Origin of the sequence: Zobellella maritima, assembly GCF_003075035.1 — a bacterium.
GTDB lineage: Bacteria > Pseudomonadota > Gammaproteobacteria > Enterobacterales > Aeromonadaceae > Oceanimonas > Oceanimonas maritima.
In genome coordinates this window covers 2,033,876-2,060,358 of the sequence record NZ_QCZE01000001.1, presented here as the reverse complement: position 1 = coordinate 2,060,358, position 26,483 = coordinate 2,033,876, and the positions used below count along the sequence as shown (strand labels likewise).

The 26,483-nt window shown below is 59.6% G+C and carries 27 protein-coding genes and 3 tRNA genes; 16 read left to right on the top strand and 14 right to left on the bottom strand.

Annotated elements, in window-relative coordinates:
• Positions 1-28 precede the first annotated feature (28 nt).
• Both DCS96_RS09500 and DCS96_RS09495 read left to right on the top strand, forming a co-directional pair.
• Positions 29-769, top strand: coding sequence for an ABC transporter permease (locus DCS96_RS09500; protein WP_116474037.1), 741 nt, complete (start codon positions 29-31; stop codon positions 767-769).
• 3 nt (positions 770-772) lie between these two features.
• Complete coding sequence (locus DCS96_RS09495) at positions 773-1,465, top strand: ABC transporter permease (RefSeq protein WP_116474036.1); 693 nt, start codon at positions 773-775, stop codon at positions 1,463-1,465.
• Between the two features lie 43 nt (positions 1,466-1,508).
• Here the strand turns inward: DCS96_RS09495 and xthA are convergent, their stop codons facing one another.
• Positions 1,509-2,315 carry an exodeoxyribonuclease III gene (xthA, locus tag DCS96_RS09490; protein WP_116474035.1) on the bottom strand — a complete coding sequence of 269 codons (807 nt, stop codon included), beginning with the start codon at positions 2,313-2,315 and terminating at the stop codon, positions 1,509-1,511.
• A 48-nt stretch (positions 2,316-2,363) separates the two neighbouring features.
• Entirely contained in the window at positions 2,364-3,128 is a 765-nt protein-coding gene (locus DCS96_RS09485; protein WP_116474034.1) for an SDR family oxidoreductase, read from the bottom strand.
• Between the two features lie 200 nt (positions 3,129-3,328).
• Here DCS96_RS09485 and DCS96_RS09480 point away from each other — a divergent pair, with 200 nt between their 5' ends.
• Together DCS96_RS09480 and DCS96_RS09475 are read left to right on the top strand one after the other, a co-directional pair.
• Complete coding sequence (locus DCS96_RS09480) at positions 3,329-4,351, top strand: efflux RND transporter periplasmic adaptor subunit (protein ID WP_116474033.1); 1,023 nt, start codon at positions 3,329-3,331, stop codon at positions 4,349-4,351.
• Positions 4,338-7,457 carry an efflux RND transporter permease subunit gene (locus tag DCS96_RS09475; protein ID WP_116474032.1) on the top strand — a complete coding sequence of 1,040 codons (3,120 nt, stop codon included), beginning with the start codon at positions 4,338-4,340 and terminating at the stop codon, positions 7,455-7,457. Before DCS96_RS09480 ends, DCS96_RS09475 begins: the two co-directional genes overlap by 14 nt.
• Before the next feature lie 276 nt (positions 7,458-7,733).
• Here DCS96_RS09475 and DCS96_RS09470 read toward each other — a convergent pair.
• The 10 genes from DCS96_RS09470 to DCS96_RS09425 all read right to left on the bottom strand — a co-directional run bounded on the left by DCS96_RS09470 (position 7,734) and on the right by DCS96_RS09425 (position 14,265).
• A tRNA-Tyr gene (locus tag DCS96_RS09470) sits at positions 7,734-7,818 on the bottom strand.
• A 62-nt stretch (positions 7,819-7,880) separates the two neighbouring features.
• Positions 7,881-7,965: transfer RNA gene (locus tag DCS96_RS09465), tRNA-Tyr, on the bottom strand.
• Positions 7,966-8,092: 127 nt separating this feature from the next.
• Complete coding sequence (locus DCS96_RS09460; protein WP_116474031.1) at positions 8,093-9,187, bottom strand: ketoacyl-ACP synthase III; 1,095 nt, start codon at positions 9,185-9,187, stop codon at positions 8,093-8,095.
• 78 nt (positions 9,188-9,265) lie between these two features.
• Positions 9,266-9,646: a thiol-disulfide oxidoreductase DCC family protein gene (locus DCS96_RS09455; RefSeq protein ID WP_116474030.1), complete on the bottom strand. Its 381-nt coding sequence runs from the start codon at positions 9,644-9,646 to the stop codon at positions 9,266-9,268.
• Between the two features lie 187 nt (positions 9,647-9,833).
• Entirely contained in the window at positions 9,834-11,309 is a 1,476-nt protein-coding gene (locus tag DCS96_RS09450; protein ID WP_116474029.1) for a carboxypeptidase M32, read from the bottom strand.
• A 51-nt stretch (positions 11,310-11,360) separates the two neighbouring features.
• A complete protein-coding gene (gene smrA, locus DCS96_RS09445; protein ID WP_116474028.1) occupies positions 11,361-11,942 on the bottom strand; it encodes a DNA endonuclease SmrA in 582 nt (193 codons plus the stop codon).
• Positions 11,943-12,057: 115 nt separating this feature from the next.
• Positions 12,058-12,198, bottom strand: coding sequence for a DUF3149 domain-containing protein (locus DCS96_RS09440; protein ID WP_116474027.1), 141 nt, complete (start codon positions 12,196-12,198; stop codon positions 12,058-12,060).
• Positions 12,199-12,267: 69 nt separating this feature from the next.
• Positions 12,268-13,125: a TraB/GumN family protein gene (locus DCS96_RS09435; protein WP_116474026.1), complete on the bottom strand. Its 858-nt coding sequence runs from the start codon at positions 13,123-13,125 to the stop codon at positions 12,268-12,270.
• 125 nt (positions 13,126-13,250) lie between these two features.
• Positions 13,251-14,081 (bottom strand): SDR family NAD(P)-dependent oxidoreductase, encoded by an 831-nt coding sequence (locus tag DCS96_RS09430; RefSeq protein ID WP_116474025.1) that lies wholly within the window; start codon positions 14,079-14,081, stop codon positions 13,251-13,253.
• Positions 14,082-14,189: 108 nt separating this feature from the next.
• Positions 14,190-14,265 (bottom strand) — tRNA-Arg (locus DCS96_RS09425).
• Between the two features lie 207 nt (positions 14,266-14,472).
• On the opposite strand from DCS96_RS09425, the gene ccmA reads away from it, so the two are divergent.
• The 10 genes from ccmA (at position 14,473) to DCS96_RS09375 (ending at position 22,395) form a co-directional block, all read left to right on the top strand.
• On the top strand, positions 14,473-15,102 hold the full coding sequence (ccmA, locus tag DCS96_RS09420) for a cytochrome c biogenesis heme-transporting ATPase CcmA (RefSeq protein WP_198649978.1): 630 nt from the start codon (positions 14,473-14,475) through the stop codon (positions 15,100-15,102).
• Positions 15,103-15,104: 2 nt separating this feature from the next.
• Positions 15,105-15,773, top strand: a complete 669-nt coding sequence (gene ccmB / locus DCS96_RS09415) for a heme exporter protein CcmB (RefSeq protein ID WP_116474024.1) — start codon at positions 15,105-15,107, stop codon at positions 15,771-15,773.
• 95 nt (positions 15,774-15,868) lie between these two features.
• Positions 15,869-16,615: a heme ABC transporter permease gene (locus tag DCS96_RS09410; protein WP_116474023.1), complete on the top strand. Its 747-nt coding sequence runs from the start codon at positions 15,869-15,871 to the stop codon at positions 16,613-16,615.
• Positions 16,605-16,811, top strand: coding sequence for a heme exporter protein CcmD (gene ccmD / locus DCS96_RS09405; RefSeq protein WP_116474022.1), 207 nt, complete (start codon positions 16,605-16,607; stop codon positions 16,809-16,811). Before DCS96_RS09410 ends, ccmD begins: the two co-directional genes overlap by 11 nt.
• Complete coding sequence (gene ccmE / locus DCS96_RS09400) at positions 16,808-17,302, top strand: cytochrome c maturation protein CcmE (RefSeq protein ID WP_116474021.1); 495 nt, start codon at positions 16,808-16,810, stop codon at positions 17,300-17,302. The genes ccmD and ccmE overlap by 4 nt, the downstream gene beginning before the upstream one ends.
• Positions 17,299-19,260 (top strand): heme lyase CcmF/NrfE family subunit, encoded by a 1,962-nt coding sequence (locus DCS96_RS09395; protein ID WP_116474020.1) that lies wholly within the window; start codon positions 17,299-17,301, stop codon positions 19,258-19,260. The genes ccmE and DCS96_RS09395 overlap by 4 nt, the downstream gene beginning before the upstream one ends.
• Entirely contained in the window at positions 19,257-19,790 is a 534-nt protein-coding gene (locus DCS96_RS09390) for a DsbE family thiol:disulfide interchange protein (protein WP_116474019.1), read from the top strand. Before DCS96_RS09395 ends, DCS96_RS09390 begins: the two co-directional genes overlap by 4 nt.
• Before the next feature lie 3 nt (positions 19,791-19,793).
• Positions 19,794-20,264, top strand: coding sequence for a cytochrome c-type biogenesis protein (locus DCS96_RS09385; RefSeq protein ID WP_116474018.1), 471 nt, complete (start codon positions 19,794-19,796; stop codon positions 20,262-20,264).
• A gap of 1 nt (position 20,265) precedes the next feature.
• On the top strand, positions 20,266-21,477 hold the full coding sequence (gene ccmI, locus DCS96_RS09380; protein WP_116474017.1) for a c-type cytochrome biogenesis protein CcmI: 1,212 nt from the start codon (positions 20,266-20,268) through the stop codon (positions 21,475-21,477).
• 132 nt (positions 21,478-21,609) lie between these two features.
• A complete protein-coding gene (locus tag DCS96_RS09375; protein WP_116474016.1) occupies positions 21,610-22,395 on the top strand; it encodes an MlaA family lipoprotein in 786 nt (261 codons plus the stop codon).
• A gap of 319 nt (positions 22,396-22,714) precedes the next feature.
• Here the strand turns inward: DCS96_RS09375 and DCS96_RS09370 are convergent, their stop codons facing one another.
• Both DCS96_RS09370 and DCS96_RS09365 read right to left on the bottom strand, forming a co-directional pair.
• Positions 22,715-23,356 (bottom strand): DUF502 domain-containing protein, encoded by a 642-nt coding sequence (locus DCS96_RS09370; RefSeq protein WP_116474015.1) that lies wholly within the window; start codon positions 23,354-23,356, stop codon positions 22,715-22,717.
• 106 nt (positions 23,357-23,462) lie between these two features.
• A complete protein-coding gene (locus DCS96_RS09365; protein WP_116474014.1) occupies positions 23,463-23,735 on the bottom strand; it encodes a hypothetical protein in 273 nt (90 codons plus the stop codon).
• A 231-nt stretch (positions 23,736-23,966) separates the two neighbouring features.
• Here DCS96_RS09365 and DCS96_RS09360 point away from each other — a divergent pair, with 231 nt between their 5' ends.
• The gene (locus tag DCS96_RS09360) at positions 23,967-25,040 is read left to right on the top strand and encodes a 3-deoxy-7-phosphoheptulonate synthase (protein WP_116474013.1); all 1,074 of its coding nucleotides are present in this window, start codon (positions 23,967-23,969) and stop codon (positions 25,038-25,040) included.
• A gap of 272 nt (positions 25,041-25,312) precedes the next feature.
• Positions 25,313-26,455: a bifunctional chorismate mutase/prephenate dehydrogenase gene (gene tyrA, locus DCS96_RS09355; RefSeq protein WP_116474012.1), complete on the top strand. Its 1,143-nt coding sequence runs from the start codon at positions 25,313-25,315 to the stop codon at positions 26,453-26,455.
• Positions 26,456-26,483 lie beyond the last annotated feature (28 nt).

The window sequence follows — 26,483 nt, the reverse complement described above, 5'->3', positions numbered from 1 at the left end:
GTCGGGGCCGATATGATAGGAAGTCGTTATGCTAGATCTGAAAGGATACGAAGGTGCCCTACTTGAAGGGGCGATAGTGACCATGGAGGTCGCCCTATTGTCACTGACATTGGCGGTGAGCCTGGGGCTGCTGGGGGCCTTGGCCAAGTTGTCTTCTTCGCGGGTTGCCCGTGGGGTGGCGACCGTCTACACCACCATTATCCGGGGGATCCCCGATCTGGTGCTGATGATGCTGATCTTCTTTGGCGGCCAGGTATTGCTGAACAATTCCCTTTATTCCCTGAATGAAACCATCAATGGCTGGTTCAGCGCCGGTAATCCGGAGCATGAATGGGTCAGTTATCTACCCGATTACGTAGAAATCAGCCCCTTTATGGCCGGTATCATCACCATCGGCGTTATCTTCGGTGCCTATATGACGGAAACCTTCCGTGGCGCCATGCTGTCGGTCGACAAGGGCGAGCTTGAGGCCGCCCGGGCTTACGGCATGCGTCCCGGCCAGGTATTCCGTCGCATCCTGTTTCCGCAGATGATGCGTCATGCCTTGCCCGGTCTGGGCAACAACTGGCTGGTGCTGCTGAAAACCACGGCGCTGGTATCCATTATCGGTCTCGATGACATGGTCCGTAAAGCCTCGCTGGCGGCCGGTGCTACCCAGCTGCCCTTTACCTTTTATATGGCGGTGGCGGTGATTTTTCTGCTGTTTACCACTGTATCCACGTCCATGCTCAAGTGGGCGGAACGTCATTACGCCATTCAGACGAGGTAAGTTATGGATTTTTCAATCGTAATCAATGAATGGAACGTATACTGGCAGGGGCTGTACACTACCGTGTTCCTGGTGGCACTGTCGTTACTGCTGGGGCTGTTGATCGCCGTGCCCATGGGTATCTGCCGCAACAGTCGCAATTGGCTGATCAAGGGGCCGGCATGGGCCTATATCTACTTCTTCCGTGGCACTCCCTTGCTGGTGCAGCTGTTCCTGATTTATTACGGGGCCGGTCAGTGGACCTGGCTGCGTGAGTCGGCAGCCTGGGAGTGGTTCAGCCAGGCCTGGTTCTGTGCCATCCTCGCCTTTACCCTCAATACCGCGGCCTATACCTCCGAGATTGTGCGCGGCTCGATTAATACCATGCCCAAAGGGCAGATCGAGGCGGCCTATGCCTATGGCATGAGTCGGCTGACCACCCTGCGGCGTATTATCCTGCCCAATTCGTTTCGTCGTGCCCTGCCGGCCTACAGCAACGAGGTGATCTTCATGTTGCATGGTTCGGCGGTTGCGGGGGTGATTACCATAGTGGATCTGACCGGCGCGGCGCGCATCGTGAATTCCCGTTACTATTCGCCGTTTGAGGCGTTTCTGGCGGCGGGGCTTATCTATATGTGCCTGACTTTCCTGCTGGTATGGGGGTTCCGTCGGCTGGAAGGCCGCTGGTTCAAGCATCTTAAGCCGAGAACGGCTTAACAGCTGTGATCGGGGATTGGACTGCCCAATCCCCGATCTTCCTTTACTCGAACGTGGCCCAGATCGGTGCATGATCAGAGGGCTTCTCCCACCCGCGCAGCTCATAGTCGATACCGGTTTCCACCAGCCGCTCTGCGAGGGGCGGGGTGGCCAGTATCAGGTCGATGCGCAGGCCACGGTTATCATCAAAGCCCCGGCTGCGGTAATCGAACCAGGAATAGGTGTCATCCCGGGTCGGGTTCTGCAATCGCCAGGTATCGACCAGACCCCAGCCCAGCAGCCGTTCCATCCATTCCCGCTCTTCCGGCAAAAATGAGCATTTGCCTTCTCGCAACCAGCGTTTGCGGTTGGGCTCGCCGATACCGATATCGGCATCGGTGTGGGAGATATTCATATCCCCGATCACCACCAGGGCATCTTCCGGCTGATGGTGCTGCTCCAGGTAGTCCTGCAGATCCTGGTAAAATCGGGCCTTGGCGGGAAACTTGGTTTCATGGTTGCGGTTTTCACCCTGGGGAAAATAGCCGTTGAGTACGGTAACGCAGGAGCCATCGTTGCTGGGATAGCGACCGATGATCATGCGGCGTTGGGCGTCTTCGTCGTCACCGGGAAAACCTTTTTGTATGGTGATCGGGGGCAGTTTACTGAGCAGGGCGACCCCATAGTGGGCTTTTTGGCCGTGAAAATGGACCTGATAGCCCATTTCATGGATGGCCTCAAGCGGAAACACCTCGTCGTGTACCTTGGTTTCCTGCAGGCCGATGACGTCCGGTTGATGCTTGTCAATAAGCGCCTGCAATTGAGGTAAACGGGCGCGAAGTCCATTGATATTAAAGGAAATGATTTTCATATTTGGGTCATATTGGCCGGTTTCCCCCCATGCTAGCAGAAAGCTTTCCTAACCGGCAGCCGGACTGTCCATATTAATCATGCGTTTGCTCATACCACCGTCGAGGATAAACTCCTGGCCGGTAATGAATCCCGCCTTGGCGGATAGCAGGAAGCGGGCGAGGGCCGCGATATCTTCCACCTCTCCCACCCGGCCCACCGGGTGCTGCCGGTGATCGGCCGGGCTGGGGGTCGGTGGCGCCGATTTACCGGGCTGGTAGTCGGAGATGTCGACCCAGCCGGGGCTGATGGCATTGACCCGGATATCCGGCCCCAGGCTGTTGGCCAGGGCGTGGGTCAGGGCGACCAGGCCTCCCTTGGCGGCGACGTAGGCTTCGCAATGGGGTTCGGATTGGTGGGCCCAGGTCGAGCCGATGTTGATAATGCCCGAAGCCGGTAACAACAGGCTCGCCATATATTTGCAGATCAACAGGGGGCCGGTCAGGTTGGCGGCCAGGGCATGGTGCCAGTGAGCCAGGTTCAGGTGCCTGAGCGGTTCGTGGAAGGGGTGGCTGATGGCGGCGTTGTTGATGATGCCGGTCAATCGGCCGAACTGGCGTTCGACCAGCCGGCTTAGGGTCTGCACCGCCTGTTCGTCGGCCACATCCAGGTGGAACAGTTGTAGCCCGGAGAGCCGGGATTCCTCCAGCTCGGTGAGGGCGTACTTATCGCTGTCCAGCCCCAGTACCTGGTAGTTGTGCTGCAAAAAGTAACGGGTCATGCCCAGCCCAAGGCCACGGGCAGCGCCGGTTATTAGTATTTTTCCCTGGCTCATAGTGCCACCTCTGCAATGGAACATGCATCAAACATCCTTGTAATCATCAAAGCTTAAGCAATTTTTCCGAAATTGTGTGAACTAAGCCCGGTGATTGACATACTTTGTCACATCTTTGTCAGTCGCAGACATAGTTTACCGAAGGCAACCCCGTAAACTGGTGGCAGTGATGATTCAGGAATGGATGAAAGGGCAGGGTGATGCATAACCATAACATATGGCCGCTTTATCTGCTGGCTGCCTGGTTGCTCGGCAGCGGCAGTGCGGCGGCGCAAACCGGTCCCGTGGTGTCGACGGTCCGGGTCGAACAGCAACAGGTACAGTCTGAAGTCGCCTTGATTGGCACCCTCAAGGCCAACCGGCAGGTGGCCATATCTCCCCAGGTGAGCGCCCGGGTGACCCGGGTGCACTTTGTATCCGGCCAGCAGGTGGATAAGGGAATGCTGCTGCTCAGCCTGGATGATCGCGAGATCCAGGCGCAGGTGAAAGAGGAAGAGGCTGCGCTGCTCGATGCCCGCCGCATCCTTGCCAATTACCAGAGCCTGTATCAACGAAAGGCGGTGACCCAGACCGAACTGGAGGGTCAGCAGGCGGCGGTGGCCATGGCCGAGGCCAAGTTGCAGGGAGCCCGGGCGCAGGCGGATTATCTGCGGCTAAGAGCGCCCTTTGCCGGTGTTATCGGCTTGAGCGATGTGGCCCCCGGTGCCCTGCTGGAAGCCAACAGCCCGGTGGCCGAATTGCTGGATATCGGTACCCTGAAGTTGGATCTGGCGGTGCCGGAGAAATACTTTCACAAGCTGGTGGTCGGCAGCCAGTTAACTGCCTATACGGCGGCCTATGGAGACCAGGCTTTTATCGGTGAGCTGACCGTGGTGTCGCCCAGCGTGGATCCCGACACCCTCAATGCCAGGATACGCCTGCGCTTTGATAACAGCGATCGACGGCTGGTGCCCGGTATGCTGATGCGGGTGATGCTGCCCCTGGAAAACGGTGCCCGGACTGTGGTACCGGCCCAGAGCCTGCTCTATGCCGGTACTCAGCGCTATGTGTTTGTGGTGGATAGTCAGGGTGTGGCGTCCCGGCGTCCGGTGACCATAGGCACCAACCTGGGTGAACAGGTGACCATCGTATCCGGCCTGGAGCCGGGTGAACGGGTGATAAGCCAGGGTGTGGTCAAGGTGCGGGACGGCATGCGGGTGGAGGTGAGCGGTGAAGATCTCTGATCTGGCGATTGCCCGGCCGGTACTGGCCACAGTGCTCAGCCTGATGTTGTGCGTATTTGGCCTGATCTCCTTCCTGGAATTACCGCTGCGGGAAATGCCCGATACCACCTCGCCGATCGTGACGGTCCGCACCGATTACGAGGGGGCCAGCGCCGGCGTGATAGAGACCCAGGTTAGCAAGCGGCTGGAAGATGAACTCTCGGGGATCAGCGGCGTCAAGTTTATCAGCTCCAGCACCACGGATGGCAATTCCCGCATCACCATCGAATTCGACCCCGCTCGTAACCTGGATGCTGCGGCCAGTGATGTGCGGGATGCCGTTGCCCGAGCGTCTCGACGCCTGCCCGACGATGCGGACACGCCCGTCGTAACCAAGGATACCGGCCGTAACGACGTCATTATGTGGGTGACCCTGCGATCCACCGGCCTGTCGCCGCTGGCCCTGGGAGACTACGCCGAGAATGTGCTGGCCGATCGCTTCAGCCTGCTGGACGGGGTCAGTTCGGTATGGGTGGGCGGGCGCAAGGAACGGGTGATGAATGTGCGCCTGGATCCGGCGGCCATGGCTGCGAGGGGGGTGACGGTGGCCGATATCAAGGCTGCCCTGCGCACCCAGAATGTGGAGTTGCCGGCGGGAACCCTGGAGAACGAACAGCAGAATTTGGCCGCCCGGATCCAGCGAGGCTATGCACAGGCGGTAAACTTCGAGAACCTGGCTATTCGACGTATCGACCCGGAACAGCGTGTCTATCTGCGCGATGTAGCGACCGTGTGGGAGGGGGAAAAGCCCGAAGACAGCCTGTTCCGCTCCAATGGCCAGAACGTGGTGGGGCTAGGCATCATCAAGCAGAACCAGGCCAATACCCTGGAGGTGATCGAAGGCGTCAAGGCGGCGATCCGGAATCACCAGGCATTCCTGCCCGAGGGGACCGAGCTGACCTGGACCTATGACAGCTCGGTGTTTATAGAAAGTGCCATCGGCGAGGTCTATCGCACCCTGATGATCACCATGGCGCTGGTGGTGCTGGTCATCTATATTTTCCTCGGCCAGGCCAGGGCGACCCTGATCCCGGCCATTACCGTGCCGGTGTCACTGATCAGCGCCTTTATCGTCGCCCTGAGCCTGGGCTTCTCGGTCAACCTGATCACCCTGATGGCGCTGATCATGGCCATCGGACTGGTGGTCGATGACGCCATAGTGGTGCTGGAGAATATCTTTCACCACCTGCGGCGGGGCCGTTCACCGCTGTCGGCCGCCTATCACGGCGCCCGTGAGGTGGGCTTCGCGGTTATCGCCACCACCCTGACCCTGGTTTCCGTGTTCCTGCCCATCGTCTTCATGGGCGGCATCATCGGCCGTATCTTCACCGAGTTCGCGGTGCTGCTGGCCTGTGCCGTGGCCTTTTCATCGCTGGTGGCACTGACCCTCACCCCGGTGATGGGCAGTAAAATGCTTAGGCACCATGATCAGTCCGGCTGGCTGAGTCGACATTTCGACGCGCTCTTCACACGGTTGGAGCTAGGCTACCGCAAGCTGCTTGGTGAAGAGCTGGGTCATGTGTGGTGGGCGCCTGTGGTGATGCTGGTGGCCCTGGCGCTGATCCTGGTGCTGTTCCGCCAGATCCCCCAGAGCCTGACCCCGAAAGAGGACAGGGGGGTTGTCTTCATGGTGGTGCGCGGCGCCGAAGGGGCCAGCTTCGAGCGGATGAAGCTGGCGATGAATGAGGTGGAGCAGCGGCTGACGCCCTTGCGGGAAGAAGGACTGGTCACCAGCCTGACGGTGCGTACCCCGGGCTTCGGTGGTGGCGTCAACACCGGTATCCTGATTGCCAGCCTGGCGAGCTGGGATGAACGGCCAGTGTCGGCGGAAGCCCTGGTCGGCCGTATCCGGGGTATGACCCGAGAGGTGGCCGATGTGCTGGTGATCCCCATACTCCCTTCCTCCATCCGCAGCGGCGCCAGTGCGCCGGTGGAGTTTGTGCTGGGCGGCGGTGATTACGACGAGCTGTACCAGTGGGCCGAGCGGTTGCGGCGGCTGGCCCGGGATAATCCGGGGCTGAGCGACCTGGATCTGGATTACGCGGAAACCAAGCCGGAGCTGCTGGTGGAGGTCGATCAACTGAGGGCGGCAAAGCTGGGCATCTCGGTGACCGAGGTGGCTGACAGCTTGAATGTGATGTTGGGTGGCCAGGCGATCACCACCTACGCCCGTCAGGGGGAGGAGTATGATGTGTTCCTCAAGGGCCGGGAGCAGGACTTCAACCGGCTGAGCGATCTGGCGGGTATCTACCTGCGCAGCAGTGGCGGAGAGCTGCTTTCGGTCGATAACCTGGTTCAGCTCAACGAGCAGGGCGCCTCGCCCTCACTCAATCACTACAACCGTAAGAAAGCCATTACCCTGAGTGCCAACCTGGTGGGCAATTACAGCCTGGGACAGGCACTGGATTACCTGGAGCAACTGGTGCGTGAACAGCTGCCGGAGGCGGCCACGGTCGATTACAAGGGAGAATCGCTCGAATATAAATCCAACCAGGGCGATATGGCATTTGTCTTCGGACTGGCGTTGGTGGTGGTATTTCTGATCCTGGCAGCCCAGTTTGAAAGCTTTATTCACCCCTTTATCGTGCTGCTGACGGTACCCCTTGGATTGCTGGGAGCCTTGCTCGGCCTGTATCTGTCCGGCATGACGCTGAATGCCTACAGCCAGATAGCGCTGGTGATGCTGATCGGTCTGGTGACCAAAAACGGCATCCTGATAGTGGAGTTCGCCAACCAGCTGAGGGACCGGGGACTGGGCTTTCATCAGGCGCTGGTCGAAGCGGCGGTACGCCGGCTGCGGCCGATCCTGATGACCGCCTTCACCACGGTCGCGGGTGCCATCCCCCTGATCCTGGCCAGTGGCGCCGGTGCCGAAAGCCGTCAGGCAGTGGGGATAGTGGTGCTCTCGGGGGTATCGCTTGCGACCCTGCTGACGCTGTTTATCGTGCCGGCCATGTACCGGCTGCTGGCACGGCATACCCACTCGCCCGAGTATCAGCAGCAAAGGTTAGCCAGGACGCTGCAGCAAGAAGAGGGGGGTAGGGATACTATCAAACAGATTAAATAACCGATTTATTTGGTTGCTCTGTGAGGGGCGGATAAATGGCCTACTCTTCCGACACGCTGATGGCCTTGGCCCATGGCGTGTCATGGGCCAAGGCTGTGTTGACGATGAGTTCAGGTTTAAAAAGATGAGCAGATTTTTATTCACATGGGTATGAGCCGGCCGGAAACGATAGCTGGCAGTGTTGTTTCCTGGTTCCCGCGCTCTGTGCGGGAATGCATGTCGCAGGATTTATGGCGGACAAAAAAAACCGCTGTCATAGACAGCGGTTTAGCAGGATGGTGGAGGGAGCTGGATTCGAACCAGCGAAGGCTGAGCCGTCAGATTTACAGTCTGATCCCTTTGGCCACTCGGGAACCCCTCCACGAGTTAACTTTTTATTCTTGACTTACCGGCGAAGAGCAAGTGGCTCTTGCGCAAAATAGATGGTGGAGGGAGCTGGATTCGAACCAGCGAAGGCTGAGCCGTCAGATTTACAGTCTGATCCCTTTGGCCACTCGGGAACCCCTCCACGTTTTGTGGGGCGCATACTACCAAAACCTGCGGCTTTGTGAACCCCTGAACGGGAATAAATTCCCGAGAAAGGGCCGTTTGCCGCAAAAATCAACGATGCTGCCCGTTTTTTGCACTTTAATCGCTTAGTCGTGTTTATTTTTCCGGTTAACCGCCTGGCAGCCGGCAATGGCCGGGGCCAACAACTCCAGCGCCGACTGCTCGCAGGGGGGCAACTCGGCCTGACTGACGGAAAGCGGGGCCACCCGTTCACCCCATTTGATCACCGCGGCTCCCCAGGTCAGGCCGGCGCCGAAGGCGGCGGTCAACAGGGTGTGATGAGGCTGGACTCGTCCCTGCTCCAGGGCTTCACACAGGGCGATGGGGACGGTGGCGGCCGAGGTATTGCCGTATTGCGCGATATTGATCATGACTTTTTCCGGCGGGAGTTCCATCTTCCTGGCCAGGGTGTCGATGATCCTGATATTGGCCTGATGGGGGATCACCAGGTCGACCTGCTTCGGGTCGATGCCCGCCTGATCCAGGGCAAAGGCAGCGGCGTCGCCCATGCCCTTGACCGCCCGTTTGAAGATCTCCTTGCCCTCGAAATTGATGGCGAACAGGCCGTCAACCTGGGCGAAACGGGGGCGGGCGGTGCCCGAGTCGGGAACATACAGGATTTCCCGCGCATCCGAATCACAGCCCAGCTTATCGGCCAACAGGCCGACCTGGCTATCGCTGGCCTCCAGCACCACGGCCCCGGCGCCGTCGCCAAACAGCACGGCGGTATCGCGCAGGGTCCAGTCCAGGTAGTGGGTCAGGCGTTCGGCACCGATCAGCAGCACCCGTTGCATGGTGCCGGCCCGGATCAAGGCGCTGGCGATGCTGAGCCCATAGACAAAGCCGGTGCAGGCGGCGTTGATATCAAATACCGCCGCCCGGTGGGCGCCGAGCTGTTGCTGTACCGCCGAAGCGGCGCTGGGCACCAGGGTATCGGGACTGGCGGTGGCCAGGATAATGCAGTCCAGCTGCTCGGCTGCGAGGCCGGCGGCGGCCAGGGCGTGCCGGCCAGCCACCGAGGCCAGCATAGAGGTGTTGACGTGAGAAATGCGTCTGCAGCTGATCCCGGTGCGGGAATAAATCCAGTCGTCGGAGGTGTCCAGGAAGGTGCTCAGATCGTCATTGCTGAGTACTGCGGGAGGCAGGCACTTGCCCCAGCCGGTTATCTTTGCGTAACGCATAGGCACTCTGCTTATCAATGAAGGTAAGTGAAATCAGTATGCCCCAGCCGGCGAAATGAGTCGACGGGCATTGTGGGGTCAGGGAATGCGGCCCGTCCGCTTGAGGCGTTTGCCTACCCAGGTGCGATACAGCCAGGACAGACATGGCCTGATCACCGGCAGGCCGATCAGCAGGGCCAGGGGCTTTAGCCTGGGTATGCGCTTCATCAGCAGTATATAGGCATCCAGTTCGGAATAGATATTGCCCTGATCGTCCTGTACGTGCAGTTCCCGCAACGCCTTGTCGGGGCTTATTCCCATGCTGAGCAGGACATCCTCCTTGCCGGTAATGTCGTACCAATAGATGTCCTTGCCGTCTTCTCCTGCCCAGCGCTCGTAGTTGTTTCTGTCCCTGACGCAGCCCTCGCAGGAGCCATCGTAGAACACCACCAGTTGATGGCGGTCTTGTTTGCCTTGCATATATGCTCCCAGGCGGTAACAAGCAGCCCACTCCTTGGACTGCATCTTATCAGCATAGACGGATTTAACCTGTGCAGATCAACCGGACCAGCAGATTGGCGGAGGAAACCCGCCTTGGTTCCTGTGCTGGCGGACCCTCAGGGAACGGTTGTTTCGCCCTGACGATGATGGATGACCGGGAGTGGCACTAAGGCAGATACCTTTGTTCCAGATGAGACTTGAACGGGGCCAGGCTCAGTGGGGCACCACAGGCTTGTTCAAGCAGGCTATGGGTATCCAGCAGGCTGGCCTGCTGCCAGATATGCTCCGACAGCCAGTGGAAGATGGACTCCGGATCCCGGGTGATCAGCGATGCCAGGGGCCCCAGCTGTTCGGTGATGGCCGCCGCCTGCTGGGCGGCATAGATGGCGCCCAGGGTGTAGCTGGGAAAGTAGCCGAAGCTGCCGTCGGTCCAGTGGATATCCTGCAGGCAACCATTGCGGTAATCCCCCCTGGTTGACAGCCCCAGGTAGCCTTGCATCAGTTGGTCCCAGCGCTCGGGAAGATCCCTGGCCTCAAGCCGGCCGTTGATCAGGTCCCGCTCGATTTCATAGCGCAGCATGATATGGGCCGGATAGGTGATTTCATCCGCGTCCACCCGGATAAGCCCGGGCTCAACCCGGGTGTAGAGCCGGGCCAGGTTGTCGGGGTCGAAGGCGGCCTGGGCGCCGAAATGCCGCTCCAGCAGGGGAGCCAGGCGCTTGATAAAGGCCGGGTGGCGACCCAGCTGCATCTCGAAAAACAGGCTCTGGGATTCGTGTACGCCCATGGATCTGGCCTGGCCCACTGGCAGTCCCCGCCATTGTGGAGGCAGGCCCTGTTCATAACGGGCGTGGCCGGTTTCATGAATGATGCCCATCAACGCCTGGGTGACGTCCTGTTCATCGTATCGGGTGGTGATGCGCACGTCTTCGCTGACCCCGCCGCAAAAAGGATGGGCGCTGATATCCAGGCGGCCGTGGTTGAAGTCGAAACCCAGCAGGGTCATGACCTCCAGGCCCAGGGACCGCTGCTTATCGGTGGCAAAGGGACCGACCGGTGCGAGCAGGGATTCGCCGCGCTGTTTTTCCTGAACGTCCTGGATAAGCCCGGGCAACCAGGTCTTCATTTCGCCAAACAGCCGGTCCAGCTCATGGGTGCGCATGCCGGGCTCGTATTGCTCGATCATGCTGTTATAGGGGCTCAGGCCCAGGGCGTCTCCCCTGGCCTGGGCGGCCTGGCGGGACAGATTAAGCACTTCTTCAAAGAGGGGTAAAAAACCGGCCCAGTCGTTGTCCGGACGCAGGCTGCGCCAGGCATGTTCACAGCGGGAGCCCGCCAGGGACAGCTGGCGTACCAGCTCGGTAGGCAGGATAGTGGCATCGCGCCAGGCTCGTTTCATCTCTGCCAGGCTGACCCCCTGTTGCGCTGACAGGCACTCCTGTCCGGCGGCGGCAAACCAGTCGTCCAGGCGGGGATCCTGCAGTTGCTGATGACAGAGGACCGCCAGGGTGCTGAGCGCCTGGCCCCGGGCATCGTTGCCACCGGCCGGCATCATGGTGGCCTGATCCCAGCCGCAGATGGCGCTGAGGTGCTGCAGGTGATGCAGTTGCTGAAAATGACTGACCAGGGCGGAGTAAGACATGGGTATTTCCTTTATTGTTTTCGGTTAGGCGGGTAGCCCGGTGTTCAGCCATTATCCCAATCGGCTTTGATGCCGTTCACGGGTTTGCTGTTTGGCCTGCTCGCTCTTGCGTAACAACACATACAGGCTGCCGGTACTGCCATGGTGACGCTGGGTGCTGTGATAGGCAAGTACTTGAGGTATCTGCTTCAGCCAGCCGGAGACATAACTCTTGAGCAGGGCCTGGGGCTGGCTGCGCTCGCCTTTGCCATGGACCACCACCAGGCTGCGGTGGCCCTGTCGCAGGCTATCGCGGATAAAATCCAGCAGTGCCTTGCGAGCCTGTTCTACCGTGTGTTTGTGCAGGTCGAGACGGGCTTCGCAGGGATATTGACCCAGGCGTAGCTTCTTGAATACACCGTCCTGAACCCCGTCTTTCTTGAAGGCGACGATATCATCCGGGCGCAGCAAATCGACGGATTCGAGGGACAGGTATTCGGACACCGCTTCGGTGTCGGCCTCGGCAGCGGCCCGTTTGGCGGCCAGGCTTGCGACGTCCCGATCGGTGTTCGCCCGATGGGCGAGGGTGTCCTGATTGAGCGGCGTCAGATCGTTCAGCTCGCCGACAAAGGCAGACCATTCTGAGGAAGACATAGGGGGCGGCTCCATATCAACAGGGTTAGCCGCAGTATAAGCAAGTTCAGACAGAGGGGAAACGGCCGGCCCTGGGGGAGGAGGAAGTCAGGGCCGGCCGTGGTTTAACGCCGGGTTATTCGTTGGGTTGGTCGGTCTTTATCTTGTAGATAAAATAGCCCGCATAAAAGCTGATCAGCAAAAAGGTGGCGATCACGACGATCATGGACATCAAACCAATATCACTACCAAACATCAGCTTCAGCCAGAATTCCATGGTGCCTCTCCTTCATTCTTCGTCTTGAAGGTATCTTAGCGAGGTCGGAGAGGGAGAAGATGATCCGGATCAATAAAGCGTGTCATCCTCGATCTTGTCCAGGTTGAAACCTCGCTCGGCCAGCCCGGCCAGCAGGCCCTGCTCGCCATAGAGGTGCAGGGCACCGACCACGATCAGTACCTTGGGCGCGGGCTGGCTGGCCAGCTGATCAAGCCACAGCTGGTTGCGGTGTGCCAGCAGCTGCTGCTCGATAAATCGGCTCAGTTCGGGACTCTGTTGTTGCACCAGCAAATCCTGCAGCGCCTGTTCGTCACCACGCTGCCAGGCCGTCAACAGGGTTTCCAGATGAGTGGGCATCTGTGCCATTTCGTCCAGGCTATGACGCACAAATTCATCCTCCAGCCCAAGTGTCGGCAGGCGGGACAGCATCTCGAACACCAGGGTGGGTGATTCCAGGCCCTGGATGGGCAGGCCCTGTTGTCGGGCTTTTTTGTGCAGCTGAAAATCGATACCCCATTGGGCGTGAAACCCCAATGAGCGGGTTTTTGCCTGGGTCAGCTGCAGGGCGGCGAACCAGGGAGGGAAGCGACCGAGTTGCCCCATACCCTGCTCCCGGGCCGCCCGCTTCAGCTCGCTGGCCAGGCCGTCCCCCAGGCGAGCGGACCAGCTTTCGTTGGCGGACATGGTCAGAAAGGGGGCCAGCTGTTCGGCCGAAATCTGTTCGGGATCCACTTCCAGCAGCAGTAGCTGGCTCTGAGCCAGGGCCTGGGTCAGGGCGGGAGGCAACTGACTCAGTCGCTGATCTGCCAGGTGTATGGAGCCAAACAACCAGAGTTGCTGGTTGTCCCTGGTCGCCGACCAGAGCGCGGGGGCCGCCAGCGCCTGGCTGCACCAGAGCCATAACAAGCCATGTAATAAAATTTTCATAGGTCCCGCCATGCAGAGGTTCATTAAATGGTTGCTTGTTTCCGCCCGAGCAAGGGAGCCTCAATACCGTATCCGGGTTCAAGGGCCGTCGCGACGCATCGGGCGGTATTTCGAAGCATAGCCGGTTATCCGCCGGCCTTGGCTAGCATCTTGTCCAGTGCCCGGTCGGTGAGCAGCCGCTTGAACCAGGCCATCATCCTGGTGGGACGGGTGACCGGGTAGCGTATCCTGGGTCTGGGACTGGTCAGGGCATGGAGCACAGGCGCCATGCATGCCTCGGGCGGCAGGCTGAAGCGCGAACTGGGCCCCGGCCGCTCCAGCCTGGCCAGGGTCTGCCGATAGGCCTGGCCATGGCGACTGTCTGCGGGCCGGATATAACGCAGGAAGGCGTCTTTGGCATTTTCCCTGAAACGGGTTTCTATCGGCCCCGGCTCCAGCAGGCTGACATGCACGCCCGTGCCCCTCAACTCCAGGCGCAGGGTGTCCGTATAGCCTTCGAGGGCGAATTTTGAGCAGTTATAGGCCCCCCGGTAGGGCATGGCCACGAAACCCAGTATGGAACTGTTTTGGATGATCCGCCCGGTTCCGGCGGCCAGCATGGCGGGCAATGCCAGCCGGGTCAGGTGGTGGGTGCCGAACAGGTTGGTATTCAACTGCTCCCTCAGGGCGCGGGTGGGCAGGTCTTCGAGGGCGCCGGGCTGGCCGTAGGCGCCGTTATTGAACAGGCCGTAAAGCCGGCCGCCGGTCAGCGCCATCGTTTCGCTGAAGCCCGCTTCTATGCTGGCTTCGTCGGCCAGATCCAGTTGTACCGCCTCCAGCCCCTGTTGCCTAAGCGAGTCCACATCGGCAGCGCTCCTGGCCGAGGCGATCACCCGGAAGCCGTTGGTCTTGAGAAAATGGGCGGCCGTGTGGCCAATGCCCGAAGAACAGCCGGTAATCAGTACCGCAGAGTCCATAGCATTACCCTGGAGATGGAAAAAACAGTGGCTAATGTAGCCCGAACAGGGGGGCTGGGGTCAATCGAAGAGGAGCAAACAGAGGGATTAGTGTCGAGCGCCAAGAAATGGCGCCCCCACCAGGACTCGAACCTGGATCGGCCGCTTAGGAGGCGGCTGCTCTATCCTGTTGAGCTATGGGAGCATGACCGCGAGTATATATAAGTCCCCTGGCGATGAGAACCCTGATGGGTGCAAGTGCGCATAAAAGCAGCATGGGCTCGGAAACCGCCCCGCTCTTTGTTTTAAAACAGGAATTGCTGAGAATTTTACCCCTGTCCGGCTTATGTTTACGCCTTCGGTGGACCCTTGTGCTAGACTGGCGCCCATTTTTTAACGGTCTTGGTCACTGATGATGCTTGAAGCCAGAGCCTTAACCTGTGTCCGGGAAGAGCGCACCCTGTTCCGTGAGCTGTCACTCAGGGTCCAGCCCGGCGACCTGGTACAGATTGCCGGCCCCAACGGGGCGGGAAAAACCAGCCTGTTGCGGCTGCTGGCTGGCCTGTCCCGCCCGTATGCCGGTGAGGTGTTGTGGCAGGGCGAGCCCATCCAGCATGCGCGTGACGACTACCATGGCGAGCTGTTTTATCTGGGCCATCAGGCCGGTATCAAGCACGAACTGACCGCCTTCGAGAACCTGGCGTTTTTCCGGCGCATGCACCACGAGCAGAGCCAGGCCAATTTGTGGCAGGTGCTGGCTCAGGTAGGGCTGGCCGGGTTGGAAGACCAATATGCCGGCCAGCTGTCGGCCGGCCAGAAGCGTCGGGTCGCCCTTGCTCGTCTCTGGCTCGGCGGTCCCAGGCTATGGATCCTCGATGAACCCTTTACCGCCATCGACAAGCACGGCGTCAAGGTGCTGGAAAACCTGTTGCTGACCCATACGGATGCCGGTGGCATGGTGTTGATCACCACCCATCAGGACTTGTCCCTGTGCGCCGATCGGGTGCGCACCCTGACCCTGACCCCGAGCCTGGAGGAATAAGCATGTGGCGGATGTTTACCGGGGTGACCCGGCGAGAACTGGTGTCGGCCCTGCGCCGCCGGGCCGATGTGCTCAACCCGCTGTGGTTTTTCGTTATCGTGGTCACCCTGTTCCCGCTGGGAATCGGTCCCGAGCCGGCGCTGCTGGCTCGCATCGCCCCCGGCATCGTCTGGGTGGCTGCCCTGCTGTCTTCGTTGCTGGCGTTGGAGCGGCTGTTCCGCGACGATTTTATTGACGGTACCCTGGAACAATTGATGCTCATGCCCTGTCCATTGGGGGTACTGGTGCTGGCCAAGGTGTTTGCCCACTGGCTGCTGACCGGGTTGCCGCTGCTGCTGCTGTCGCCACTGATCGCCGTGCTGTTGAGCCTGGACATGAGCGCCTTTATGGCGGTGTTCTGGACCCTGTTGCTGGGAACGCCGGTGCTGAGCCTGCTCGGTGCTATTGGGGTGGCGCTGACGGTGGGCATCGGCAAGGGAGGGGTGCTGCTGAGCCTGCTGACCCTGCCCCTGTATATTCCCGTGCTGATCTTCGCCACTTCGGCGATAGAGGCGGCAAGCCTGGGAGTGGCCTATAACGGCCAGCTGGCGATCCTGGCCGCCCTGCTGGTGGGCAGTGTTACCCTCGCACCTTTTGCCATTTCGGCGGCATTGCGGGTAAGTGTCAATTAACCGGCTGTTTTGACCTAAAGGTTTTTTGGGGGGCGGATTTGGAGTATCTTTAATCTGCCGGATGATGCGTAGTATAAAAAAGGTTAGTAAGCAAGATGTGGAAATGGTTACATCCCTATGCCAAGTCTGAAGAGGCCTATCGGCTGGCCGGTTTATGGCTGCCCTGGTTCGCTGCCTTCAGCCTGATCTCCTTTACCATCGGCCTCATATGGGGGCTGGCTTTCGCGCCTGCCGATTATCAGCAGGGGGATGCGTTTCGTATCATCTATATCCATGTGCCAGCTGCCATCATGTCGATGGGCGCCTACTCCTCGATGGCGGTGGCCGCCTTTATCGGTTTGGTGTGGCAGATCAAGACCGCCGACATGGCGGTGGCGGCGATAGCCCCGGTGGGGGCCGTGTTTACCTTTATCGCCCTGTTTACCGGCGCCGCCTGGGGTAAGCCCATGTGGGGCACCTGGTGGGTGTGGGATGCGCGCCTGACCTCGGAGCTGATCCTGCTGTTCCTCTACCTTGGCGTCATCGCTCTCTACAATGCCATTTCCGACAAGATACTGGCAGGTCGGGCCGCCGGCATACTGGCGCTGGTGGGGGTGATCAACCTGCCGATCATCCACTACTCGGTCGAATGGTGGAATACCCTGCATCAGGGCGCCACCATCACCAAGTTCGCCAAGCCTTCCATATCCAACGATATGCTCTGGCCGCTGTTGATCATGATTTTTGCCTTTATCTGTTTCCTGGGGGCCCTGACCCTGATGCGGCTACGCAACGAGCTGATCCGCCGAGAGTCCCACCGGCCCTGGGTGCTGAAACTGGCGGAGGAACAGGATGAAATTTGACAGTCTGTCGGCCTTCCTGGCCATGGGCGGCTACGGCTTTTATGTCTGGCTGTCGTTTGCCGTGACCCTGGTCGCCTTGCTGGGTCTGGTGGTGTCGAGCATCACCACCAGGAAACGCCTGCTGCGTGAAGTGCAACAGAAACAAGCCAGGGCAGCCCGCCGCAAGGCCGCCCAGAAGTTGGAGAATACCCTATGAACCCAAGACGTAAGAAGCGCATGGCCCTGTTGTTTGCCGTTGTGGTGGGCCTGTCGGCGATGACCGCGCTGGTGTTGTATGCGTTGCAGCAGAATATCGATCTCTTCTATACCCCCACCGAGCTGGTGCAGGGCAAGGGAGATGACAGGCTCAAGCCGGAGCCGGGCCAGCGGCTGCGCATCGGTGGCCTGGTGGTGCCAGGCTCGGTGCAGCGGGATCAGCAGAGCCTGAAGGTCAGCTTCGAGCTGGTCGATGCCGGCGGTGAAAAAGTCACAGTGCTGTTTGACGGCATACTGCCGGATCTATTCCGGGAAGGGCAGGGTATAGTGGCCCAGGGCAACCTGAAGGATGCCCGCACCATAGAGGCGTTTGAGGTGCTGGCCAAGCATGATGAAGAATACATGCCGCCGGAGGTGGCCGAGGCGCTCAAAGGGATGGAGCACTTCAAACCTGAATATACCGAGGAACAGCTGCAGGGGAGCCGTTCATGATCCCCGAGCTTGGCCAATTCACGCTGATCCTGGCCCTGGCCGCCGCCCTGTTGTTGAGCTGCCTGCCGTTGCTGGGGGCGGCCCGGGGCAATATCAACATGATGCTGACCGCCCGGCCGCTGGCCTATGCCCAGTTCTTTATGCTGTTGTTGTCCTTCCTCTGCCTGACCTGGGCCTTTGTCGACAACGATTTTACCGTACTCTATGTTGCCTCCAACTCCAACAGCCTGTTGCCCCTGGAATACCGTATCTCGGCGGTGTGGGGCGCCCACGAGGGCTCCCTGCTGCTGTGGGTGTTGATCCTGGCGGGCTGGACCGCTGCCGTGGCCCGTTTCAGCCGGGCCCTGCCGCTGGACGCGGTGGCCCGGGTGCTGGCGGTGATGGGCATTGTCGCCATCGGCTTCCTGTTGTTTGTACTGCTGACTTCCAATCCCTTCGAGCGCACCCTGCCTTATTTCCCGGTCGATGGCCGGGATCTGAACCCGCTGCTGCAGGATCCGGGTCTGATCTTCCACCCGCCCATGCTCTATATGGGCTATGTGGGCTTCTCGGTGGCTTTCGCCTTCGCCATCGCCTCGCTGATGACCGGCAAGCTTGATGCCGCCTGGGCCCGCTGGTCCCGTCCCTGGACCATGGCCGCCTGGATTTTCCTTACCCTGGGCATCGCCCTGGGCTCCTGGTGGGCCTACTACGAACTGGGCTGGGGCGGCTGGTGGTTCTGGGATCCGGTCGAAAACGCCTCCTTCATGCCCTGGCTGACCGGCACCGCCCTGATCCACTCCCTGGCGGTAACCGAGAAACGGGCCACCTTCAAGGCCTGGACGGTACTGCTGGCAATCCTGGCCTTTTCGCTCAGCCTGCTGGGGACCTTCCTGGTGCGTTCGGGCATACTGGTGTCGGTGCATGCCTTTGCCTCGGACCCGACCCGCGGGCTCTTTATCCTGGTGTTCCTGATGCTGGTGGTGGGCTCGTCTTTGCTGCTCTACGCCATCAAGGGCGCAGAGGTAAGAAGCCACGGCAAGCATGAGCTGGCCAGCCGGGAAAGCCTGTTGCTCGGCAACAACATTATCCTGATGGCCGGCCTGCTGGTGGTCTTTATCGGCACCCTGCTGCCGCTGGTGCACAAGGAGCTGGGCATGGGTAGCATCTCTATTGGTGCGCCCTTCTTTAACAGCCTCTATGCCTGGCTGATCATTCCCTTTGCGCTGTTGCTGGGCGCCGGTCCCCTGTTCCGCTGGCGCCGTCAGCAGATGAGTGAAATCAACGGTAAGCTGCTGTTTGCCTTGGCAGTGAGTGTGCTGTTGGGGGGCGGCCTGCCCTGGTTGTTTGCCGAACGCTTTGATTTCTGGGCGGCGACCGGCGTTGGGCTGGGGGTCTATATCGTCGTCACCAGCCTGCAGGAAACCTGGGCCCGTGCGACCCACAGACACAGTTTCGGGGTTGGCGTCCGCAAGCTTGGCAACAGCCACTGGGCGATGATCTTCGGCCATATCGGCCTGGCGGTGTCCATCATCGGTGTTGCCAGTACCCAGATCTACAGCATAGAGCGGGATGTGCGCATGGCGACCGGTGACAGCGTCACCTTTGCCGGCTACACCTTTACCTTCGAAGGCAGCCGGCGCCACGATGGCGCCAACTACGAGGGCCACAAGGGCATCATCCAGGTGGCGAAAAACGGCCGTCCGCTGACCACCCTGGAGCCGGAGAAGCGCCTCTATATCGTGCAGCGTATGCCGATGACCGAAGCGGCCATCGACGCCGGCCTGACCCGGGATCTGTATGCCGCCCTGGGTGAGCAACTGAATGACGGGGCCTGGGCGGTTCGTCTGTACTACAAACCCTTTGTACGCTGGATCTGGTTCGGGGCCGTGTTGATGGCCATCGGTGGCCTGATCTCCATGGCCGACAGGCGTTATCGTTTCGGCCGCAACAAGGGCCAGTCAAAGGAGGCTGAATGAACCGTCGTATCCTGATCCTGTTGCTGCCTCTGGCACTGTTCCTGGGTGGCTCTGTGTTCCTGTACAAGGGGCTGTTTTCGGATCCGACCAAGTTGGAATCGGTGCTGATCAACCAGCCGATCCCCGAATTCGAACTGCAGGATCTACATCAACTGGATAAGCAGCACAGCCGGGAGATCTTCACCGGCCGGCCCATGTTGTTGAATGTCTGGGCCACCTGGTGCCCAACCTGCTACGCCGAACATGAATACCTCAACGAGCTGAAGACGACCGAGGGGATCTATATCGTCGGTATGAACTACAAGGACGAGCGGAACAAGGCGCTGGACTGGCTTACCAACCTGGGCAACCCCTATGCCATCGATCTCTACGATCCCAAGGGCATGCTGGGCCTGGATCTGGGAGTCTATGGGGCGCCTGAGACCTTCCTGATCGACAGCCGGGGGGTGATCCGCTATCGCCATGTGGGGGATGTCAACGCCACCGTGTGGAACAATACCCTCAAGCCCATATTCGAGCAGATGGAGTAAGGCATGCTGTTATCCCGTTTATTGCTGTTGCTCCCACTCCTCTGGTTGGCCCAGCCGGCACAGGCTGCCATCGACGTCTATGAATTTGACTCGCCGCAACAGGAAACCCTGTTTCGCGAGCTGACCCGGGAGTTGCGCTGTCCCAAGTGCCAGAACCAGGATATTGCCGACTCCAATGCGGAACTGGCCCGGGATCTGCGTGACAAGACCTATCAGATGGTGAGCGAGGGCCATAGCAAGCAGGAAGTAAAGGACTATATGGTGGCCCGCTACGGCAACTTCATCCTCTACCGGCCGCCACTGATGGCTTCCACCCTGATCCTCTGGCTTGGCCCCGTGCTGGTGATACTGATCGGCCTGGCCTTGGTTATCCTGCGCACCCGGAAGGCCCCGACCAAGGTCGGGCAAGCGGGTCTGGACGATGCCGAAAAACAGCGGCTGGCAGATCTGCTGAACAAAGACAAAGAGAGCTGATATGACCCTATTCTGGATCCTCGGTGCCCTGCTGACCGCAGCCCTGGCACTGGTGGTGGTTTTCCCCTTGCTGGCCGGCCGGGCTGAGTCCAGCCAGAGCCGTAATGAACTGAACACCCGCCTCTACCGGCAGCGGCTGCGCGAACTGGCCCAGGACAAGGATCAGGGCCTGCTGGAAGACGAGGAAAGCGCCCGCCTGGAACTGCAGAAAAGCCTGCTGGACGATGTAGTGCAAGAGCAGGCCGCCCCGAGCAGGCGGGCCTCCTGGCTCTGGTTGCCGGCGGTGGCGTTGATCCTGGCGGTGGCCTACGGCGGCTATTTCCAGCTGGGCGCCCATCGGGAAGTACAGGCATGGCAGCAGGCCAGTAGCCGGCTGGGCGAGTTGTCGCAGCGGGTCCTGGTCGAGCAGGACCAGACGGTGACCGAGCAGGAGCTGCGGGAGCTGGTGCTGGCGTTGCGCACCCGCCTGCATAGAGAGGGGGACGACTATCGAGGCTGGTTGTTGTTGGGCCGGCTGGCTCTGGAGCTGCGCGACGGCGAAACCGCCCGGGATGCGCTGGAACGGGCCTTCACCATGGCCGATGACAAGCGTATGGTACTGGTCCCCTATGCGGAAGCACTGGCGATGATGGGGGAAACCCTGCGTGCCGAAGGCATGCTCGAGCAGCTGCTGGCACAGGATCCGGATAACCTTGAAGCCTGGTCCGTCTATGCGTTTATGGCCCTGCAGCAGGATGACTTCATTACCGCCAAGGCCCGCTGGCAGCAGATGCTGAGCCGGATGAACGAGGACCACCCCCGCTATGCCATGGTCGAACGTTCCATTGCCTTTGTCGAGCAGCGGATGTCGGCACAACAGCTTGCCCCGGTGACCGGTCCTCGCTATCAGGTGCAGGTCACCACAGCCACGGCGGTTCCCTACCATCCGGGTGCTGTGCTGTTTGTCTATGCGGTGGACGCGGCGGGCGGCGAGATGCCGCTGGTAGCAAGGCGCATAGAGAATCCCGGCTTTCCCCTCACCATCACCCTGTCCAATGCCGATGCCATGGTACCGGACAATAATATGAGCCAGCGGGACGCTGTGGTATTGAAAGCGCGTATCGCCCCCAGCGGCAATGTGATGGACAAAACCGACGCCTGGGAGGGCCGCTCGCCGGTGCTGAGCACGGCAGAGGACAGCGCGGTGGAAATCATGATTGATACGCCGCTCTAGCGGATGGGGCATGCTCCTGGTGAATGGCTCCATGAGCTGGAGAGTTCCCTGACATTACGGGGTTCGGGCTGGTCAGAGTGGGCATGAGTCAATACACTAGAGCGAGACGATAACAATAATAAGGAACTGACTATGTGGCGAGGTCTGCTGCTGACTGCCGGCATCATGCTGAGCGGCTGTGCCGCCCAACAAGAGGTGGAGGGCGAACAGGCCGGGGAATCGTCCGCAACGTCCGGGGTCAATTATGGCCCGGCGGTAGCGGATGATCCGCGGGATCCCTTCGAACCGGTCAACCGGGCATCCTGGGTGCTCAACTATGATATTCTGGAGCCCTATGCGGTGCGCCCTGTAGTACATGCCTATGCGGACTATGTCCCCGAGCCGGCCAAGACAGGGGTGCAGAATATGATGCTCAACCTGGAAGAACCGGCAAGCATGGTCAATCACCTGATCACCGGTGATCTGCCGGGGGCAGGCACCAACCTGGCACGATTTACCCTGAACAGCACGGTCGGCGTGCTCGGTTTCTTCGATGTGGCAGACAATATCGAGCTGATGCCTGCGCCCAAGGACTTCAGCCAGGTGATGGGGCAGATCGGTATCACCGACGGCCCCTACCTGATGATCCCTGTGCTGGGGCCGACTACCCTGCGTCAGCTGTCGGGTGACGTGGTAGATACCCTCTATTTCCCCTACGATCTGATGACCTTCGCCATGCGTGCCGGCAAGTTTGTCGCCATGGGCTTGTATGACCGCAGTCAGGTGATCGATCAGGAGCCGGTGATCGACAACTCGCTTGACCCTTACGGGCTGGTCAAGGATTTCTATCTGCAATATCAGGCTGCCAAAATCGGCAAGGAAATACCGGCCGGAGACGAAGAGGATCTTTCCGAGTTTATGGACGAGATCGACGGCTAAACAAGGGGCGAGGGATAAGGGTCGCAGGGCCAAAACCAAGCCCTGTCTTTGGGGGAGGCCCGCCCCCGGTGCAATTGGCTGCAGGCTATCACATCTCTGCAGATGCCATCACGGCGGGTCGCCCCTCCTACAGCAGGCTCACATTCTGCAGATGCCCTTGTGGGAGGCCCGACCTCGGGGCGATATGGCCGCCAGGCCATAAAGAGGTAGTTGCAGCAGGCCCGACCCGGGGCAATGGGCTCAGGTCATTAAATAACCTTCGGATATTATCGCGGCGAGGCCGCCGCCCCCACAGCCACTACTCGCCCTTGTCGATGACTCAGCCTTGTTTGTCGGGTGCGCGTTCCTTGCCTCCCTTGGCTTTGCCATTGGGCTTGCCGGTCACCCCGCCGCTGACCACAAAGCTGGTCACAGCGCCGGCGGGGGCATCCATTGGGGTGACCCTGTCCCGGTCGACGATGATCAGGTTGCCGGCAAAGTTGTAGGACTGGGGCAGATATACGGCCACCTTGTCTTTGAGCTTGAATCCATCCAGATCTTCCTGGGTAATAAAGCCCATCAGTTGCACTTCTCCCCCCATCAGGTTGACCAGCACCGGTTTATCGAAGCGCTTGTTGTCTCCCAGCAGGGCATTGAACAGATCGCTCAGGGAGTTATACAGCATTTTCACCAGGGGGATTCTGGTCAGCACGCCGTGAAAGATCGACAGCAGAAAGCGGCCCAGGAAATTGGAGGCGAGCATACCGGTCAGGATAATTAGTACCAGGGTGACCAGGCCCGCGGCCAGGCTTGAGATCCAGCCTGCCTGCAAGGCCGGAAACGCCAGCCGCAGCAGGGCGCCGAGGGCGGAAAACAGGGTTTCATCCAGGGCGGCGAAGATCAGGTACACCAGGTAAATGGTCAGAATAAAGGGCAGCAGGATCAGCAGCCCCTGGAAGAAAAAGCGAATCAGTTGTTGCATCGGGCGATCGAGTTCCGGAATGAGGCGAGGTGTCATCATGACAGCCCGGAGGCGAGATTGCATCTCCCATGAAGGGCGCTGGGACAGCTGGGGACGCAACCCCGGCTCAACGCCAGCGGCGCAGCAGCCTGCGATACCAGGGCGGGGAAAAACGGCGGCTCTGCTCGGCGGCAAACAGGGCTTTTTGCAGGGTGGCTGCGCTGGGTTTGTGGCCATAATGGCTGAGCCAATACCGGCCGATTTCCTCGATGATCAGGCGGCACTGGTGATCGTAGAGGGTGTCATTGTTATAGGACATGGGGCTGGTTTTATAATCGATGGCATAATGATCCAGAATACGCCGGAAGCTGGTCACCAGTTGTTGAAACTCTTGATCCATCGGCACTCCTCCTCTCATCTCAGTATATCGTCTGATTTGACTCTTTTATCGTCGTTTGACACTCAGTTGCCAAAATAAATCGTTTTCGCCCGACATCAGCCCTTTGCAACCCAGGTCAGCCTTGGTAAGGTGAATGTGGTTGCGTAAAAGAGAAGTTGCCATATGTCAAATAAACGGCAATTTTTCTTTCTTGGTAAGTGTAATTTTTTGTTTACAAGTGAGGATGTCATCATGCAGAAAGACACATTGAATAATATTCATATCCAATCGGAACAGGTCATGATCACCCCGGCCGAGCTGAAAGCCAAGCTGCCGATATCACCCAAGGCCTTGCAGTTTGTTGGTGAGGCCCGCCAGACCATTTCGAATATTATTCATCGCAAGGATCACCGCCTGTTGGTGATCTGTGGTCCCTGCTCGATTCACGATCTGGATGCAGCCAAGGAGTACGCAACCCGCCTCAAAAAACTGCATGATGACTACCGTGATAGCCTTTATATCGTAATGCGCGTCTATTTTGAGAAGCCGCGCACCACCGTCGGTTGGAAAGGCTTTATCAACGATCCTCACCTGGACGGCACCTTTGATATCGAGCTGGGCCTGCACAAGGCGCGTGAGTTGCTGTGCTGGCTGGCCGAGCTGGAGCTGCCCCTGGCAACCGAAGCCCTGGACCCCATCAGCCCGCAATATCTGGCCGAGCTGTTTTCCTGGTCGGCGATCGGGGCCCGTACCACTGAGTCCCAGACTCACAGAGAAATGGCTTCCGGGCTGTCGATGCCGGTTGGTTTCAAGAACGGCACCGACGGTAACCTGGGTACCGCCATCAATGCCACCAAGGCGGCCGCCGAATCTCATGCCTTTATGGGCATCAGCCAGGAAGGGCAGGTTGCCCTGCTCACCACCCAGGGCAACCCGGATGGCCATGTGATACTGCGTGGTGGCAAACAGCCCAATTATGACTCAGTGAACGTATCCCTGGCCGCGAAGGCCATGGCATCGGCGGGGCTCGCTCCCAGCCTGGTGGTGGACTGCAGCCATGGCAACTCCAATAAGGACTACAGCCTGCAGCCGTTGGTAGCTGAAAACGTCATCCACCAGATCCAGGAAGGCAATGATTCCATCATCGGCATCATGCTGGAGTCACACCTGCATGCCGGTAATCAGTCGAGCGAACAGCCGAAGGAACAAATGAAGTACGGGGTATCCATCACCGATGCCTGTATTGACTGGCAAACAACCGATGAGCTGCTAGCCAGTTGCCGGCAACAATTGGCCGAGCCGCTCAAGGCTCGACGTAACAAATAAACAGCAGACCTCATAGGCATCGGCCTGAAACGGAAACGAGCGTATGTGCGGACGTTGTCACCGGCAACGGCTCGCGGGCAACATAGGCATAGGCCTGAAACGGAAACGAGCGTATGTGCGGACGTTGTCACCGGCAACGGCTCGCAGGCAACATAGGCATCGGCCTGAAACGGAAACGAGCGTATGTGCGGACGTTGTCACCGGCAACGGCTCGCAGGCATAATAGGCATCGGCTCGGGACGAGCCGGTGCCTTTTTATTGGAACTAGACCCATGGTAGATGAATTGAATGTCCTGAGGGACCAGATTGATGATGTAGACCAGCAGCTGGTCGAACTGTTTGCACGTCGGCTGAAACTGGTTGCCGGTGTGGGGGAGGTCAAGCACCGCCACGGTGTGCCCATCTATGCGCCGGATCGGGAAGCCGCCATGCTGGCCCGTCGCCGTGCCGAAGCCGAGGCCCGCGGCGTACCACCGGACTTGATTGAAGATGTCTTGCGTCGCCTGATGCGCGAGTCTTATGCCAGTGAAAAAGAGACCGGCTTCAAGTGTATCAACCCAGCCCTCAGCAAGGCGGTGATTGTTGGCGGTGCCGGGCTGCTGGGCGGCTTGTTCGCCCATCAACTGCAGCTGTCCGGCTACCGGGTGGAAATACTCGAGAAAGACGACTGGCAGCAGGCCGAAACGCTGTTGGCCGGTGCCGGATTGGTGGTGCTGGCGGTGCCTATCGATCAGACGGTGGCGGTGATCAAACAGCTGCCCAAACTGGCCGATGACTGCCTGCTGGTGGATCTGACCAGTGTCAAGAGTGAGCCCTTGGCGGCCATGATGGAGGTCCATGCCGGCCCCGTGCTGGGTCTGCATCCCATGTTTGGGCCGGATGTATCCAGCCTGGCCAAACAGGTGATTATTTATTGTGCCGGCCGGGGGGCCGAACAGTATGAATGGCTGCTGTCTCAGATGCGCATCTGGGGAGCCCGGTTGCAGCCAGTATCGGCGGAAGAACACGATGAGGCGATGAGCCTGGTACAGGCCTTGCGCCACTTTACCAGTTTCGCCTATGGCGCGCACCTGTGTGCAGAACAGGCGGATATTGCCCAGCTACTGCGGTTAAGTTCGCCTATCTATCGGTTGGAGCTGGCCATGGTGGGACGCCTGTTCGCCCAGGACCCGGCCCTGTATGCGGATATCATCCTGTCTTCGCCCAAGAACATCGAGATGATCCGCCGCTATCATCGCCGTTTCGGCGAGCTGCTGGCCCAGCTGGAAAACGGCAAGCGGGAAGCGTTTGTCGAACAGTTCCGTACGGTAAGCGATTATTTTGGCGATAATGCCGAGACTTTCCTTAAAGAAAGCCGCATGTTACTGGCTCAGGCCAACGACAGCCGTCACCATGGCGAGGAGCCACAAGGCTGACCATCGGCGTTAGGATTTTGTGGGAGGC